Source organism: Serratia sp. TMDUHS_CL, from assembly GCF_037137105.1.
GTDB lineage: Bacteria > Pseudomonadota > Gammaproteobacteria > Enterobacterales > Enterobacteriaceae > Serratia > Serratia nevei.
Genome location: NZ_JBBBDV010000004.1, coordinates 12190 through 26488, shown reverse-complemented (window position 1 = coordinate 26488; position 14299 = coordinate 12190). Strand labels below are relative to the sequence as shown.

Below are 14299 nucleotides of genomic sequence, written 5' to 3'. Positions count from 1 at the left end.
GCATCGTGAACTATGCCATTTTGGACAACAATAATTTCTACACTGCGGGACTGCGCTATTTAATTCTGCGCGACGGTGAAAATAGTCATATCACTACGGATGATATTCGCTGGCATTGGAGGCTGCTGACGATGGATATCATCATCGTTCGGTGCCGCTTTTCGCTGACGGCGAGCCAACAGACATTGCTCGACATTTTATCGAGGCTGGGGTCCGGTCAATGGAACGGCAGGGTGTATCTTTGTTGCAATGCACAGAGCCGGGCCTTGGCTATGCGTGTGCGCAAGCGATATCTCTCGTTAGAGATCCATCTTCTGGACGACGGTCAAAGCCTGCAGAAAACGGCCCAGCTACTGGCTCAAGGGGCGGCGCTCCCCGCCGTTAAGTGTCTGGATCCCAGTCTCACCGATGCTGAATTTACCGTACTGAATTTATTAACGCGTGGATTTCCAGTACGCCGCGTGGCCAGAACCGCGCGCATGACGGAAAAAATCGTTTCACAGCATAAATGCAATGCGCTGAAAAAACTCAACGTCCCAAATTTACTCAGGCTTTTGAATCCGGCATGACGTCAAGGTAAAAACGTCAGGGAAATCGTGAACTCATCGAGGGGGCAAGGATTGCCTTGTTGTCTTTGGCCCCCTCACAAACCCCACCAGCAGCAATGCGTTTCGGCAGCAATCCGACTTGTGGCGTCACTTCTTGGCGGGATGCGCGGTAACGTTGGCGGGCAGGCTGTCGCCCAGGGTGATCAGCTCGTCCAGCAGCGCCATCAACTGGTCCATTTTCTGTCGCGAGAAAGCGGCTTCAATCTCGGCGTAGCCCTGTTCCACTTGGTGGCGCGCCACTTCATACAGATCCTGGCCCTGCTGGGTCAGCGACACGTACAGCTTGCGCTGATCGTTGACCGGCTTGAGGCGGAAGATCAGCTTGTCACGCTCCATGCGCGACAGAATGCCGGTCAGGCTGGGGCGCAGAATGCAGGTTTCCGCCGCCAGCTCGTGGAATTCGATCGAGCGGCTGTTGGCCAGCACGCGGATGATGCGCCACTGCTGTTCGGTCAAATTGTGGCTTTTCAGGATCGGGCGGAAGAACCCCATGGCGGTTTCACGCGCCTGCAGCAGGGCGATGGTTAACGATTCATGCATAAGTTTGGCCTTAGCTATCAAGGTGTTCGTTGTTACGGCGCTCGTTATGGGGGCGCCTGCCCCGCAAAGCCCGATTTTATTAATAACTTAATAGTAGCCAAAGTTACCCGTAGGGATAAAGCAAAAATGCAGGGCGCAGCGAAAAATGGCGCAGAAAATGATTAATGTGCTGAATAATCACGCTAATGTTCGTTGTTTGTGAATATTTTGTTATCACGATCACAAATCACTCCAAGCGCGTTGCGTAAAAGCTGCACAGCGTATAAAAGTAATCATTAATATGTTAATGAATGCCGGTTGTCATGTTTTGCCATTGGAGGAGTTCGCATGAAAGGCACCGTATTTTCCGTTGCGCTGAATCACCGAAGCCAACTGGACGCCTGGGATCAGGCGTTTCACCAGCCGCCGTATCAGACCCCGCCCAAAACCCCGGTCTGGTTTATCAAACCGCGCAACACCCACCTCGCCAACGGCGGGGCGATCCCGTTTCCGGCCGGTGAAACCGTGCACAGCGGCGGCACGCTGGCGGTGATCATCGGCGATACCGCGCGCAAGGTGCCGGTGGCGCAGGTGGGCCGTTATCTGGCCGGCTACGCGTTGGCCAACGACGTCAGCCTGCCGGAGAGCAGCTTCTACCGCCCGGCGATCAAGGCTAAATGCCGCGACGGGTTCTGCCCGTTGGGGGAAATCGGCCAGCTGGCGAATGCCGATCGGCTGGAGATCGTCACCGAGATCAACGGCGTGGAGCAGGATCGTTGGTCCACCGCCGATCTAGTGCGCTCGGTGCCGGAGCTGATCGCCGCCATCAGCGACTTTATCACCCTGCAGCCGGGCGATGCGGTGCTGATCGGCACCCCGCACCAGCGGGTGGAGATCAAACCGGGGGATGAGGTGACGGTGCGCGCCGCCGGCCTGCCCACGCTGACCAACCGCGTCACCCAGGCAGGAGCCGCATCATGAAACATGCCCGTATTCGCCATCATGGCCAGGTCTTCAACGTGCAGGTGGACGAGCAGCTGCGCGTCACGCTGCCGAACGGCGAGGTGCTGCAGGAGCGCGAAGTGGAATGGCTGCCGCCGGCGCAGGGCACGGTGTTCGCCCTGGGGCTGAACTATGCCGACCACGCCAGCGAGTTGGAATTCAAGGCGCCGGAAGAGCCGCTGGTGTTCCTCAAGGCACCGAACACCCTGACCGGTCACCGCCAGGTGTCGGTGCGCCCGGCCGGCGTGGAGTACATGCATTACGAAGCCGAGCTGGTGGCGGTGATCGGCAAGACCGCGCGTAACGTCAGCCGCGAGCACGCCATGGAGTATGTGGCGGGCTACACCCTGTGCAACGACTACGCCATCCGCGATTACCTGGAAAACTACTACCGGCCGAATCTGCGGGTGAAGAGCCGCGACACCCTGACGCCGATCGGGCCTTACATCGTCGATCGCGACGACGTCGCCGATCCGCACCGGCTGGCGCTCAGCACTTACGTCAACGGCGAGCTGCGCCAGCGCGGCAGCACCGCCGACATGATTTTCGACATTCCGTTCCTGGTCGCCTACCTGAGCGAATTCATGACGCTGCAGCCGGGCGACATGATCGCCACCGGCACGCCGAAAGGGCTGGCCGACGTGCAGCCGGGCGACGAAGTGGTGGTGGAGATCGAGGGCATCGGCCGTCTGGTTAACCACATTATCAGTGAAAAAGATTACGAGGAGAGCCTGCGATGAAAACCATCAACCACTGGATCAACGGCAAGAACGTCGCCAGCAAAGAGTACTTCACCACCACCAACCCGGCGAACGGCGAGGTGCTGGCGGAGGTGGCCTCCGGCGGCCAGCTGGAGATAGACCAGGCGGTGGCGGCGGCGAAAGAGGCGTTCCCCAAGTGGGCCAACACGCCGATGAAAGAGCGCGCGCGCCTGATGCGCCGCTTGGGCGAGCTGATCGACCAGAACGTGCCGCAGATCGCCGAACTGGAAACTGCCGACACCGGCCTGCCGATCCACCAGACCAAAAACGTGCTGATCCCGCGCGCTTCGCACAACTTCGAATTCTTCGCCGAGGTGTGCCAGCAGATGAACGGCAAGACCTACCCGGTGGACGACAAGATGCTCAACTACACGCTGGTGCAGCCGGTGGGGGTGTGTGCGCTGGTGTCGCCGTGGAACGTGCCGTTCATGACCGCGACCTGGAAAACCGCGCCTTGCCTGGCGCTGGGCAACACCGCGGTGCTGAAGATGTCCGAACTGTCGCCGCTGACCGCCGATCGCCTGGGCGAGCTGGCGCTGGAGGCCGGCATTCCGGCCGGGGTGCTGAACGTGGTACAGGGCTACGGCGCCACCGCCGGCGACGCGCTGGTGCGCCATAAAGACGTGCGCGCGGTCTCCTTCACCGGCGGCACCGCCACCGGCCGCCGCATCATCGAAAGCGCCGGGCTGAAAAAATTCTCCATGGAACTGGGCGGCAAGTCGCCGGTGCTGATCTTTGAAGACGCCGACATCGAGCGGGCGCTCGACGCCGCGCTGTTCACCATCTTCTCGATCAACGGCGAACGCTGCACCGCCGGTTCGCGCATCTTCATTCAGGAGAGCATCTACCCGGAATTCGTCAAACGTTTCGCCGAGCGCGCCAACCGCCTGCGCGTGGGCGATCCGCAAGATCCCAACACCCAGGTGGGGGCGCTGATCAGCCCGCAGCACTGGGAAAAAGTCTCCGGCTATATCCGCCTCGGGGTGGAAGAAGGGGCGACCCTGCTGGCCGGTGGCCCGGACAAACCGGCCGGCCTGAGCCACGGCAACTTCCTGCGCCCGACGGTGCTGGCGGATGTCGACAACCGGATGCGCGTGGCGCAGGAGGAGATCTTCGGGCCGGTGGCCTGCCTGTTGCCGTTCAAATCAGAAGAAGATGGCCTGCGCATGGCCAACGACGTGGAGTACGGCCTGGCGTCGTACATCTGGACGCAGGATGTGAGCAAGGTTCTGCGCCTGGCCCGCGGCATTGAAGCGGGCATGGTTTTCGTCAACACCCAAAACGTACGCGATCTGCGCCAACCGTTCGGCGGCGTGAAAGCCTCCGGCACCGGCCGCGAAGGCGGCGAATACAGCTTCGAAGTGTTCGCCGAAATGAAGAACGTGTGCATTTCCATGGGCGACCACCCGATCCCGAAATGGGGCGTTTGAGCCTCAGGCCACAATAATAACGAAAGAGATGAGAACAATGACGACAAAACTGACCACTGATGCTGTCCCTGCTCCCGACGTCGTGCGCTGTGCCTACATGGAAATTCAGGTCACGAACCTTAAAGCCGCACGCGAATTTTACGTCGATATCCTCGGCCTGGTCGTGACCGCCGAAGATGACAAAACCCTCTACCTGCGTTCGATGGAAGAGTTCATTCACCATAACCTGGTGCTGCGCGAAGGCCCGGTCGCCGCCGTGGCGGCGTTTGCTTTCCGCGTGCGCACGCCGGAAGACGTCGATCGCGCCGAGGCGTATTTCAAGGCGCTTGGCTGCCGTACCGAGCGGCGGGTGAACGGGTTCGCCAAAGGCATCGGCGATGCGGTGCGGGTAGAGGATCCGCTCGGTTTCCCGTATGAGTTTTTCTACGACGTGCAGCACGTCGAGCGTCTGGCCTGGCGCTACGATCTGTATACGCCGGGCGCGCTGGTGCGCCTCGATCACTTTAACCAAATCACCCCTGACGTGCCGCGCGCCGTGGAATACATCCAGGGGCTGGGCTTCCGCGTAACGGAAGACATCCGCGATGAAGACGGCGTGGTTTACGCTGCCTGGATGCGCCGCAAGGCGACGGTGCACGATACCGCGATGACCGGCGGCGCCGGGCCGCGCATGCACCACATCGCCTTCGCCACCCATGAAAAGCACAATATTTTGGCCATCTGCGACAAGCTCGGCGCGCTGCGCAAATCCGATTTGATCGAACGCGGCCCCGGCCGTCACGGCGTCTCTAACGCGTTCTACCTCTACCTGCGCGATCCCGATGGCCACCGCGTGGAAATCTACACGCAGGATTACTACACCGGCGATCCGGACAACCCGACCGTGACCTGGGACGTGCATGACAACCAGCGCCGCGACTGGTGGGGCAATCCGGTGGTGCCGAGCTGGTATACCGAAGGATCGCTGGTGCTGGATCTCGATGGGCAGCCACAGCCGGTCATCGAGCGCAGTGCGCCCAGCGAAATGGCCGTCACCATCGGCGCAGACGGTTTTTCCTATACCCGTGAGGGCGATACGGAAAAAGGTTTCAAGCTTGGCAATACGCTGTAAATGCCGCTGCGCGGGCCGCGCCCGCGCATATTTGCCGTCTGGAGAACGCTATGCCCCATTTTTACGCTGAATGTACCGACAACATCCGCCGCGAGGCGGATTTGCCCACCCTGTTCGCCAAGGTCAACGAGGCGCTGGCGGCGACCGGCATCTTTCCGCTGGCCGGCGTGCGCAGCCGCGCCATCTGGCTCGACACCTGGCAGATGGCCGACGGCAAGCAGGACTACGCCTTCGTGCACATGACGCTGAAGATCGGCCACGGCCGCAGTCTGGAAAGCCGGCAGCAGGTGGGCGAGATGCTGTTTGCGCTGATCAAGGAACACTTCGCCGCGCTGATGGCGCAGCGTTACCTGGCGCTCTCTTTCACTATGGAAGAGCTGGATCCGGTACTGAATTACAAACAGAACAATGTCCACGCGCTGTTCAACAAGGCGTGAATAAGGGGTCGTAAATGCTGGATAAAGAGCAGGTTAACCGCGCCGTACAGCGCCTGCATCAGGCGGAAAAGAGTCGTGAACAGATCCGCGCGCTGTCGCTCGATCATCCCGAGATCACCATCGAAGACGCCTATGCCATTCAGCGGCAGTGGGTGGAGCTGAAGATCGCCGAGGGGCGCACGCTCAAAGGCCACAAGATCGGCTTGACCTCGCGCGCCATGCAGGTGAGCTCGCAGATCACCGAGCCGGACTACGGCGCGCTGCTGGACGACATGTTCTTCAACGACGGCAGCGACATTCCGATCGATCGCTTTATCGTGCCGCGGGTGGAGGTGGAGCTGGCGTTCGTGCTGGCCAAGCCGCTGCGCGGGCCGAACTGCACGCTGTTCGACGTCTACAACGCCACCGACTACGTCATTCCGGCGCTGGAGATCATCGACGCGCGCAGCCACAACGTCGATCCCGAGAGTCAGCGGCCGCGCAAGGTGTTCGACACCATCTCCGACAACGCCGCCAACGCCGGGGTGGTGATGGGCGGGCGGCCGATCAAGCCGGATGCGCTGGATCTGCGCTGGATCTCCGCGCTGCTGTACCGCAACGGCGTGATTGAAGAATCCGGCGTGGCGGCGGCGGTGCTCAACCACCCGGCCAACGGTGTGGCCTGGCTGGCCAACAAGCTGGCGCCGTATGAGGTGGAGCTGGAAGCGGGGCAGGTGATCCTCGGCGGCTCCTTCACCCGGCCGGTGCCGGCGCGGCGCGGTGATACCTTCCACGTCGACTACGGCCCGATGGGCTGCATCAGCTGCCGCTTCGTCTAAAAAGCAGGCTCGGCGAACCGGGCCGCAATAAACCGGGCGGGGCCATGCGCTACGCCCGCTTGTCAGGGAGAATGCGATGTTAACCAACCACTTCAAGCGTGCGCTGCAGGAAAAACGCCCGCAGATCGGGCTGTGGCTCGGGCTGTGCAGCAGCTACAGCGCCGAGCTGCTGGCCGGCGCCGGTTTCGACTGGCTGCTGATCGACGGCGAACATGCGCCCAACAACGTGCAAACGGTGCTGGGGCAGCTGCAGGCGGTCGCGCCTTACCCGAGCCAGCCGGTGGTGCGGCCACCGTGGAACGACGCGGTGATCATCAAGCAGCTGCTGGACGTCGGCGCGCAAACCTTGCTTATCCCGATGATTCAAAACGCCGAACAGGCGCGCGACGCGGTGCGCGCTACGCGCTATCCGCCGCACGGCGTGCGCGGCGTCGGCAGCGCCCTGGCGCGCGCTTCGCGGTGGAACCGGGTGCCCGATTACCTGCAGCAGGCCGATGAGCAGATGTGCGTGCTGGTGCAGATTGAAACCCGCGAAGCGGTGAAAAACCTCGACGCCATTTTGCAGGTGGATGGGGTGGACGGCGTGTTTATCGGCCCGGCGGATCTCAGCGCCGACATGGGCTTTGCCGGTAATCCGCAGCACCCGGAGGTGCAGCGCACCATCGACGACGCCATCGCGCGCATCCGCGCCGCCGGCAAGGCGCCGGGCATTTTGATGGCCAACAAGGCACTGGCGCAGCGCTATCTGGAGGCCGGCGCGCTGTTCGTTGCGGTGGGGGTGGACACCACCCTGCTGGCGCGGGCGGCGGAAGCCCTGGCGGACGAATTCAAACGGGGCGGGGCGCAAGCGCCTTCATCGGGAGTCTACTGAACCATGAACCACGTCGATTCGCTGCCGCCGGCCAACCCGGCGCAGCAACATAAAGCGTTAACCGCCGCCGAGCAATCGGTGATTAAAAAGTTGTTTCGGCGCCTGATCATTTTCCTGTTCGTGTTGTTTGTTTTCTCTTTCCTCGATCGTATCAACATCGGCTTCGCCGGGCTGACGATGGGCAAAGATCTCGGCCTCAGCTCGACCATGTTCGGGCTGGCGGCGACGTTGTTCTATGTCACCTACGTGATCTTCGGTATTCCGAGCAACATGATGCTGAGCCGGGTCGGCGCGCGGCGCTGGATCGCCACCATCATGGTGCTGTGGGGCATCGCCTCCACCTGCACCATGTTCGCCACCGGGCCGACCAGCCTGTACGTGCTGCGCATGATCGTCGGCATCACCGAGGCCGGTTTCCTGCCGGGCATTCTGGTGTACCTCACCTACTGGTTCCCGGCGTTCTACCGCGCCCGCGCCAACGCGCTGTTCATGATCGCCATGCCGGTGACCATGGCGATCGGCTCGCTGGTCTCCGGCTATATCCTGGCGCTGGACGGGGTGATGAACCTGAAGGGCTGGCAGTGGCTGTTCCTGCTGGAAGGCATTCCGTCGGTGCTGCTGGGCGTGGTGGTGTGGTTCTACCTCGACGATACGCCGGCCAAGGCCAAGTGGCTGACCGACGAGGAGAAAGCCAGCCTGCAGGCGATGATGGAAGCCGATAAGCTGCAACTGGTGCAGCCCAACGGGCCGAGCAGCCACCGCGCGCTGCAACAGCGCAGCCTGTGGCGCGAGATCTGCACGCCGATCGTGCTGATGTATACGCTGGCCTATTTCTGCCTGACCAACACCCTGAGCGCGATCAACATCTGGACGCCGCAGATCCTGCAAAGCTTCAACCAGGGCAGCAGCAACGTGACGATCGGCATTTTGGCGGCGATCCCGCAGATCTGCACCATCGCCGGCATGGTGTGGTGGAGCAAACGATCCGACAGGCTGCAGGAGCGCAAGCACCACACCGCGCTGCCGTACCTGTTCGCCGCCGCCGGCTGGCTGCTGGCGTCCGCCACCGATCACAGCCTGATCCAGTTGCTCGGGATCGTGATGGCCTCGGTCGGCTCCTTTACCGCCATGGCGATCTTCTGGACCACGCCGGATCAGTCGATCAGTCTGGAAGCGCGCGCGGTGGGGATCGCGGTGATCAACGCCACCGGCAACATCGGATCGGCGCTCAGCCCGCTGTTGATCGGCTGGTTCAAGGATCTGACCGGCAGCTTTAACTCCGGGCTGTATTTCGTCTCGGCGCTGTTGATCGTCGGCGCCGTGCTGGTGTGGCGCATTCCGATGAAGGATTCGCGCCCGAGAGCGACGCCTTGATGCGCAAGTGGGCATGATTGCAGGAGGTCATGAGGTGCGGAAAAGTACCGGCTTTATCGCCAACATCGATATTTGCAAAGAGTATGACGCGCGCTACGCCGCCGACGAGGTGCACTACGAAACCTTCGCCGGGCTGGCGGCGTTCTTCGGCCGCGACATGCAGGTGCATTGGCACGACTGCTTCTTCCAGGTGCATTTCCTGGAGACCGGCAAGATAGAGCTGCAGCTTGACGATCAGCACTATTCGGTGCAGGCGCCGCTGTTCATCCTCACGCCGCCGTCGGTGCCGCATGCGTTCTTCACCGAACCGGACAGCGACGGCCATGTGCTGACGGTGCGCCAGGAGCTGATTTGGCCGCTGTTGGAGCATCTGTATCCCGGCAGCAACCTGGCGCTGGACATGCCGGGCATCTGCCTGTCGCTGGCCGACGCGCCGCAGGAGCTGACGGCGCTCAGCCACTACTGGGCGCTGATCCGCCGCGAGTTCGGGCAGAACCTGGCCGGGCGCGAACAGACGCTGGCGCTGCTGGCGCAGGCGGTGTTCACGCTGCTGCTGCGCAACACCGCGCTGGAAGACAGCGCCAACAGCGGCGTGCGTGGCGAACTGCAGCTGTTTCAGCGGTTCAACAAGATGGTGGACGAGCGTTTTCGCGAGCACCTGCCGGTGCCGGAGTATGCGCAGGCGCTGGGGGTGACCGAATCGCGGCTCAACGATCTGTGCCGGCGCTTCGCCAACCGGCCGCCCAAGCGGCTGATCTTCGATCGGCTGCTGCGCGAGGCCAAACGCATGCTGCTGTTCAGCGCCTGTACGGTGCATGAAACCGCCTACAGCCTCGGCTTCAAGGATCCGGCCTATTTCGCCCGTTTTTTCAATCGGCTGGAAGGCTGTTCCCCCTCGACCTACCGCGCGGCACAACACGCCCTTTCGTAACCGCGATCACAGTTTGCCGCGAAAGCGGCAAACTGACCTGAAAAGTACCGGCGATTGCCGCAAAAGTCTCTTCTCGAAACCGGCTTTGGCAGCTTCAATTAAGCAACCAAAAGAAAACATTATTTTAACAAATGGCCGGATCCACGGCCTGAAAAATGCCGATGACGAGGAAGACCCGATGAAACCAGAAGACTTTCGTGCCGACAGCAAACGCCCGTTCACCGGCGCCGAATACCTGAAAAGTTTGCAGGACAACCGCGAAATCTACATTTACGGCGAGCGCGTGAAAGACGTCACCACCCATCCGGCGTTCCGCAACGCGGCGGCGTCAGTCGGCCAGCTGTACGACGCGCTGCACGATCCGGCCAGCCAGGATCGCCTGTGCTGGAACACCGACACCGGCAACGGTGGCTATACCCACAAATTCTTCCGCTACGCCCGCAGCCCGGAAGAGATGCGCCAGCAGCGCGATGCCATCGCCGACTGGTCGCGCCAAAGCTACGGCTGGATGGGGCGTACGCCGGACTACAAGGCGGCCTTCGGCTGCGCGCTGGGCGCTTATCCGGAGTTCTACGGCCAGTTTGCCGACAACGCGCGCCACTGGTACAAACGCATTCAGGAAACCGGGCTCTATTTCAACCACGCCATCGTCAACCCGCCGATCGACCGCCACAAGCCGGTCAACGAGGTGAAGGACGTCTACATTCAGGTGGAGAAAGAGACCGACGCCGGCATCGTGGTCAGTGGTGCCAAAGTGGTGGCCACCAACTCGGCGTTGACCCACTACAACTTCATCGGCTTCGGTTCGGCGCAGGTGATGGGCGATAACCCGGACTTCGCGCTGATGTTCGTGGCGCCGATGGACGCCGAAGGGGTGAAGCTGATTTCGCGCGCCTCCTACGAGCTGGTGGCCGGCGCCACCGGATCGCCGTTCGACTACCCGCTCACCAGCCGCTTCGATGAGAACGACGCGATCTTGATCATGGATCATGTGCTGATCCCGTGGGAAAACGTGCTGATCTACCGCGATTTCGATCGCTGCCGCCGCTGGAGCACCCAGGGCGGTTTCGCCCGGCTGTTCCCGCTGCAGGCCTGCGTGCGCCTGGCGGTGAAGATGGACTTTATCACCGCGCTGCTGCAAAAGAGCCTCTCGTGTACCGGCGTGCTGGAGTTCCGCGGCGTGCAGGCCGATCTGGGCGAAGTGGTGGCCTGGCGCAACCTGTTCTGGTCGCTGAGCGACGCGATGTGTGCCGAAGCCACAAAATGGGAAAACGGCGCCTACCTGCCGGATTCCGCCGCGCTGCAGACCTACCGCGTGATGGCGCCGATGGCCTACACCAAGGTGAAACACATCATCGAGAAGAACGTCACCAGCGGCCTGATCTACCTGCCGTCCAGCGTGCGCGACATGAACAACCCGGAGATCGACAAGTACCTGGCGCGCTACGTGCGTGGATCGGACGGCATGGATCACGTCGAACGCATCAAGATCCTCAAGCTGATGTGGGATGCGATCGGCAGCGAATTCGGCGGCCGCCACGAGCTGTATGAGATCAACTACGCCGGCAGCCAGGATGAAATCCGCCTGCAGTGCCTGCGTCACGCGCAGGGATCCGGCAACATGGATCGCATGATGCAGATGGTCGACAAGTGCCTGGCTGATTACGATCAGCACGGCTGGAAGGTGCCGCACCTGCGGAACAATGACGATATTAATCAGTTGGATAATCTGCTGAAGTAATTCAGGAGGAGGTGGTATGTCTCAGGAAAATGAACAGCGCCTGCGCTTTCGCGACGCCATGGCCAGCCTGTCGGCGGCGGTGAATATCGTCACCACCGACGGCCCGGCGGGGCGCTGCGGCATCACCGCCACGGCGGTGTGCTCGGTAACCGATACGCCGCCGACGCTGCTGGTGTGCATCAACCGCAACAGCGCGATGAACCCGGTGTTTCAGGAAAACCGCAGGCTGTGCGTCAACGTGCTCAACCACGAGCAGGAGCTGATGGCGCGCCACTTCGCCGGCATGACCGGCGTCAGCATGGAAGATCGCTTCCGGCTGGAAGAGTGGCAGCTCGGTGCGCTGGGGCAGCCGGTGCTGCGCAATACCCTGGCCAGCCTGGAAGGGGAGATCGAGCAGATCCAGAGCATCGGCACCCACCAGATGTACCTGGTGCAGATCAAGCAGATCGCGCTGAGCGAAGCCGGCAACGGGCTGATCTACTTCAAGCGCAATTTCCATTCGGTGATCCACCCGATGGCGGTGCCGGCCTGAGGCGTTGGGGCGCAGCCTGCTGCGCCCCGCGTTTCAACTCTTGTTAGCCGCCAGATCGCTCACCAGGCGGTTGACCGGATCGCTCATGTTGGTGAATTTGCTCAGCTCCGAGCGGGTCACCACCACGAACACCCCGACGTTTTTCGCCGGGATCATCGCCATGTAGGTAATGAACCCGCCGCCGCCGCCGGTCTTCTGAATGATGCCCGGCAGCCCGTCCTTCGGCGCCATATACACCCAACCCAACCCCAGCGCATCCGCTTGCCCCGGCACGTCCATGCCCTTCAGCGACACCAGATCGTGACGCTGGAAGTACATGGTTTGCTCGCTGGCGGCGGTGGCTTTGCGCGGACCGCTGGCGCTGGAGGAGAGGAATTGTTGCATCCAGCGCTGCATGTCGCGCGGGGTGGAGTAGACGCCGCCGCTGCCGGCCGCGGCGGTGGTGTCGCGGCAGGCGCTCGGGCCGGCCGCCGCCACCATCAGGCGCGAGCACTGCTCGGGGCTCGGCGTCAGCGTGGTGTCGACCATGCCGAGCGGCGCGGTGATTTTCTCTTTCAGCAGCGCGTTGTAAGGCTTGCCCGCGGCGCGCGACAGCGCATCGGCCAGCAGGTCATACGCCAGGTTGGAGTAGGCGGCGCGTACGCCCGGCGGTACCGTGACGTTGGCATGGGCCAGCCACTGCCAGCGCTGAGCCTTGGTCGGCCAGGTGAACACCGGCGTTTTCGGCGGCTTCTTGCCCGGCTGCTCGCGCGGCAGCGAGCTGGTGTGCGTCGCCAGGTTCAGCAGGGTGATCGGCTGCCCGGCGTTGTAAGCCGGCACATAGGCGCCTTTGGGGGCATACTTGCGCAGCGGGTCGGTCAGTTTGACCTGGCCTGCCGCCGCCATTTTCACCATCACTTCGCTGGTCATCAGCTTGGTGATCGAAGCGATGCGGATCAGCGAATCCGGGCGCGGGCGCAGGTTGTTGCCGGGTTTGGTATCGCCAAAGCTGCGGTTAACCACCTGATTGCCGTCGATCACCACCAGCGCCATGCCGGTGGCGCCGCTGTTGTAGAAAATATGTTCGGCATACTGGTCGACGATTTGCGAAGCCAGCTGCGGAGGCGCGGCCTGCACGGCCAGCGGCGCGGCGCACAGGCCCAGCGCCAGCAATAAAGCGGAGACAGAGTTCTTCAACGGTCGTTATCCATTTAACAATGCAGCGGGGAAAGGGCTTATCCGTCGCCCAGTGTAATGCGCCCGGGCCCCGGCTGCATGTAGAAAAAAGAGCGGTGGCGATAAAATTTTTTCACCGCCGGCGGCCTACTGCGCGCGGGCGAAAATGGCGATCACTTCATCGAGGTGCGCCTTCATCGCCTTGCGGGCGCCGCGCACGTCGCGCGCTTCGATCGCCGCCAGGATCGCCCGGTGTTCCAGTTCGGAACGGTGCGGCATGTCGTCCGGCGTATAGTGGCGTTGCAGCACGCGGAACATGCTGCCGTAACGGTGGCCGAGCAGGTGGCCGATGATGAACGCATAGGCCGGGTTGCCGCTGGCCTGGGCGATGCGGATGTGGAACAGCCGATCGCCGGGGTGGGTGGCGGAACCGGCGCGGTTATCGCGGCAGTTCTGCTCGTAGGCGGCGCGGATGCCCGCCAGCTCTTCGTCGGTGGCGTGGCGCGCGGCCAGCGCGGCGGTCTCCGGTTCGATCAGCAGACGGGTTTGCAGCAGAGAAAACGGCGGCAGCTCGGCGTTGAAATCCAGCTCGATGTTCAGTTCGTCGTCGATCTCCGCCCACTGGTTGCGGCCGGCCTGGGCCATCACCGGCTCCTGCGACGGCGCCAGCGGCGTTGGCGAGCGCACGATCACCCCGTTACCGACCTTGACGTCCACCAGGCCGATCACTTCCAGCGCGATAAGCGCCTCGCGCACCGACGCGCGGCTGACCTGCAACTGCTGGGCGAGATCCCGCTCCGAGGGCAGGCGGCTGCCCGGCGGAAATTCGTTATTTTCGATAAGACGTTTGAGCTGGTCAGCTATCTGTCTGTAAATTCTTGGGTTTTCCAGTCGGGTAATCGGCATTTTTGACCTTTGACGATTCGGCGTTCAGTGATTTGGCGCACAATTATGCGACAAGGCGCTTGAGTAATCGTTATTCAAGTGTAAAAAAATGGTTAATTGAAAT

General features: G+C 62.1%; 15 protein-coding genes. 12 read left to right on the top strand and 3 right to left on the bottom strand.

Going from position 1 to position 14299, the window contains the following annotated elements; all coding sequences use genetic code 11:
- Positions 1 to 5 precede the first annotated feature (5 nt).
- Positions 6 to 569, top strand: coding sequence for a LuxR C-terminal-related transcriptional regulator (locus WCL58_RS10010; protein WP_141957903.1), 564 nt, complete (start codon positions 6 to 8; stop codon positions 567 to 569).
- Between the two features lie 126 nt (positions 570 to 695).
- On the opposite strand, the gene hpaR is transcribed toward WCL58_RS10010, so the two are convergent.
- Positions 696 to 1148 carry a homoprotocatechuate degradation operon regulator HpaR gene (gene hpaR, locus WCL58_RS10005; RefSeq protein WP_033636978.1) on the bottom strand — a complete coding sequence of 151 codons (453 nt, stop codon included), beginning with the start codon at positions 1146 to 1148 and terminating at the stop codon, positions 696 to 698.
- Positions 1149 to 1475: 327 nt separating this feature from the next.
- Between hpaR and WCL58_RS10000 the strand changes: the two genes are divergently transcribed.
- The 11 genes from WCL58_RS10000 (at position 1476) to hpaC (ending at position 12135) form a co-directional block, all read left to right on the top strand.
- Positions 1476 to 2108 carry a fumarylacetoacetate hydrolase family protein gene (locus tag WCL58_RS10000; protein WP_087762957.1) on the top strand — a complete coding sequence of 211 codons (633 nt, stop codon included), beginning with the start codon at positions 1476 to 1478 and terminating at the stop codon, positions 2106 to 2108.
- The gene (locus WCL58_RS09995; RefSeq protein ID WP_049272369.1) at positions 2105 to 2869 is read left to right on the top strand and encodes a fumarylacetoacetate hydrolase family protein; all 765 of its coding nucleotides are present in this window, start codon (positions 2105 to 2107) and stop codon (positions 2867 to 2869) included. The genes WCL58_RS10000 and WCL58_RS09995 overlap by 4 nt, the downstream gene beginning before the upstream one ends.
- Positions 2866 to 4320, top strand: coding sequence for a 5-carboxymethyl-2-hydroxymuconate semialdehyde dehydrogenase (gene hpaE, locus WCL58_RS09990; RefSeq protein ID WP_033636981.1), 1455 nt, complete (start codon positions 2866 to 2868; stop codon positions 4318 to 4320). Before WCL58_RS09995 ends, hpaE begins: the two co-directional genes overlap by 4 nt.
- 37 nt (positions 4321 to 4357) lie before the next feature.
- The gene (gene hpaD, locus WCL58_RS09985; RefSeq protein ID WP_087762955.1) at positions 4358 to 5431 is read left to right on the top strand and encodes a 3,4-dihydroxyphenylacetate 2,3-dioxygenase; all 1074 of its coding nucleotides are present in this window, start codon (positions 4358 to 4360) and stop codon (positions 5429 to 5431) included.
- 50 nt (positions 5432 to 5481) lie between these two features.
- Positions 5482 to 5868, top strand: a complete 387-nt coding sequence (locus WCL58_RS09980; RefSeq protein WP_004933172.1) for a 5-carboxymethyl-2-hydroxymuconate Delta-isomerase — start codon at positions 5482 to 5484, stop codon at positions 5866 to 5868.
- A 14-nt stretch (positions 5869 to 5882) separates the two neighbouring features.
- The gene (gene hpaH, locus WCL58_RS09975; protein ID WP_336851057.1) at positions 5883 to 6686 is read left to right on the top strand and encodes a 2-oxo-hept-4-ene-1,7-dioate hydratase; all 804 of its coding nucleotides are present in this window, start codon (positions 5883 to 5885) and stop codon (positions 6684 to 6686) included.
- A 76-nt stretch (positions 6687 to 6762) separates the two neighbouring features.
- Positions 6763 to 7557, top strand: a complete 795-nt coding sequence (gene hpaI / locus WCL58_RS09970) for a 4-hydroxy-2-oxoheptanedioate aldolase (RefSeq protein ID WP_049235379.1) — start codon at positions 6763 to 6765, stop codon at positions 7555 to 7557.
- Positions 7558 to 7560: 3 nt separating this feature from the next.
- Positions 7561 to 8931 (top strand): 4-hydroxyphenylacetate permease, encoded by a 1371-nt coding sequence (gene hpaX, locus WCL58_RS09965; RefSeq protein ID WP_087762954.1) that lies wholly within the window; start codon positions 7561 to 7563, stop codon positions 8929 to 8931.
- 34 nt (positions 8932 to 8965) lie between these two features.
- On the top strand, positions 8966 to 9862 hold the full coding sequence (hpaA, locus tag WCL58_RS09960; protein ID WP_060422240.1) for a 4-hydroxyphenylacetate catabolism regulatory protein HpaA: 897 nt from the start codon (positions 8966 to 8968) through the stop codon (positions 9860 to 9862).
- A 178-nt stretch (positions 9863 to 10040) separates the two neighbouring features.
- On the top strand, positions 10041 to 11603 hold the full coding sequence (gene hpaB, locus WCL58_RS09955) for a 4-hydroxyphenylacetate 3-monooxygenase, oxygenase component (RefSeq protein ID WP_102985483.1): 1563 nt from the start codon (positions 10041 to 10043) through the stop codon (positions 11601 to 11603).
- A gap of 16 nt (positions 11604 to 11619) precedes the next feature.
- Positions 11620 to 12135 carry a 4-hydroxyphenylacetate 3-monooxygenase, reductase component gene (gene hpaC / locus WCL58_RS09950; protein WP_033636989.1) on the top strand — a complete coding sequence of 172 codons (516 nt, stop codon included), beginning with the start codon at positions 11620 to 11622 and terminating at the stop codon, positions 12133 to 12135.
- Positions 12136 to 12168: 33 nt separating this feature from the next.
- Here hpaC and ampH read toward each other — a convergent pair whose 3' ends face one another.
- Both ampH and WCL58_RS09940 read right to left on the bottom strand, forming a co-directional pair.
- The gene (gene ampH / locus WCL58_RS09945; RefSeq protein WP_060422247.1) at positions 12169 to 13311 is read right to left on the bottom strand and encodes a D-alanyl-D-alanine-carboxypeptidase/endopeptidase AmpH; all 1143 of its coding nucleotides are present in this window, start codon (positions 13309 to 13311) and stop codon (positions 12169 to 12171) included.
- Between the two features lie 126 nt (positions 13312 to 13437).
- Entirely contained in the window at positions 13438 to 14196 is a 759-nt protein-coding gene (locus WCL58_RS09940) for a FadR/GntR family transcriptional regulator (protein WP_025305190.1), read from the bottom strand.
- Positions 14197 to 14299 lie beyond the last annotated feature (103 nt).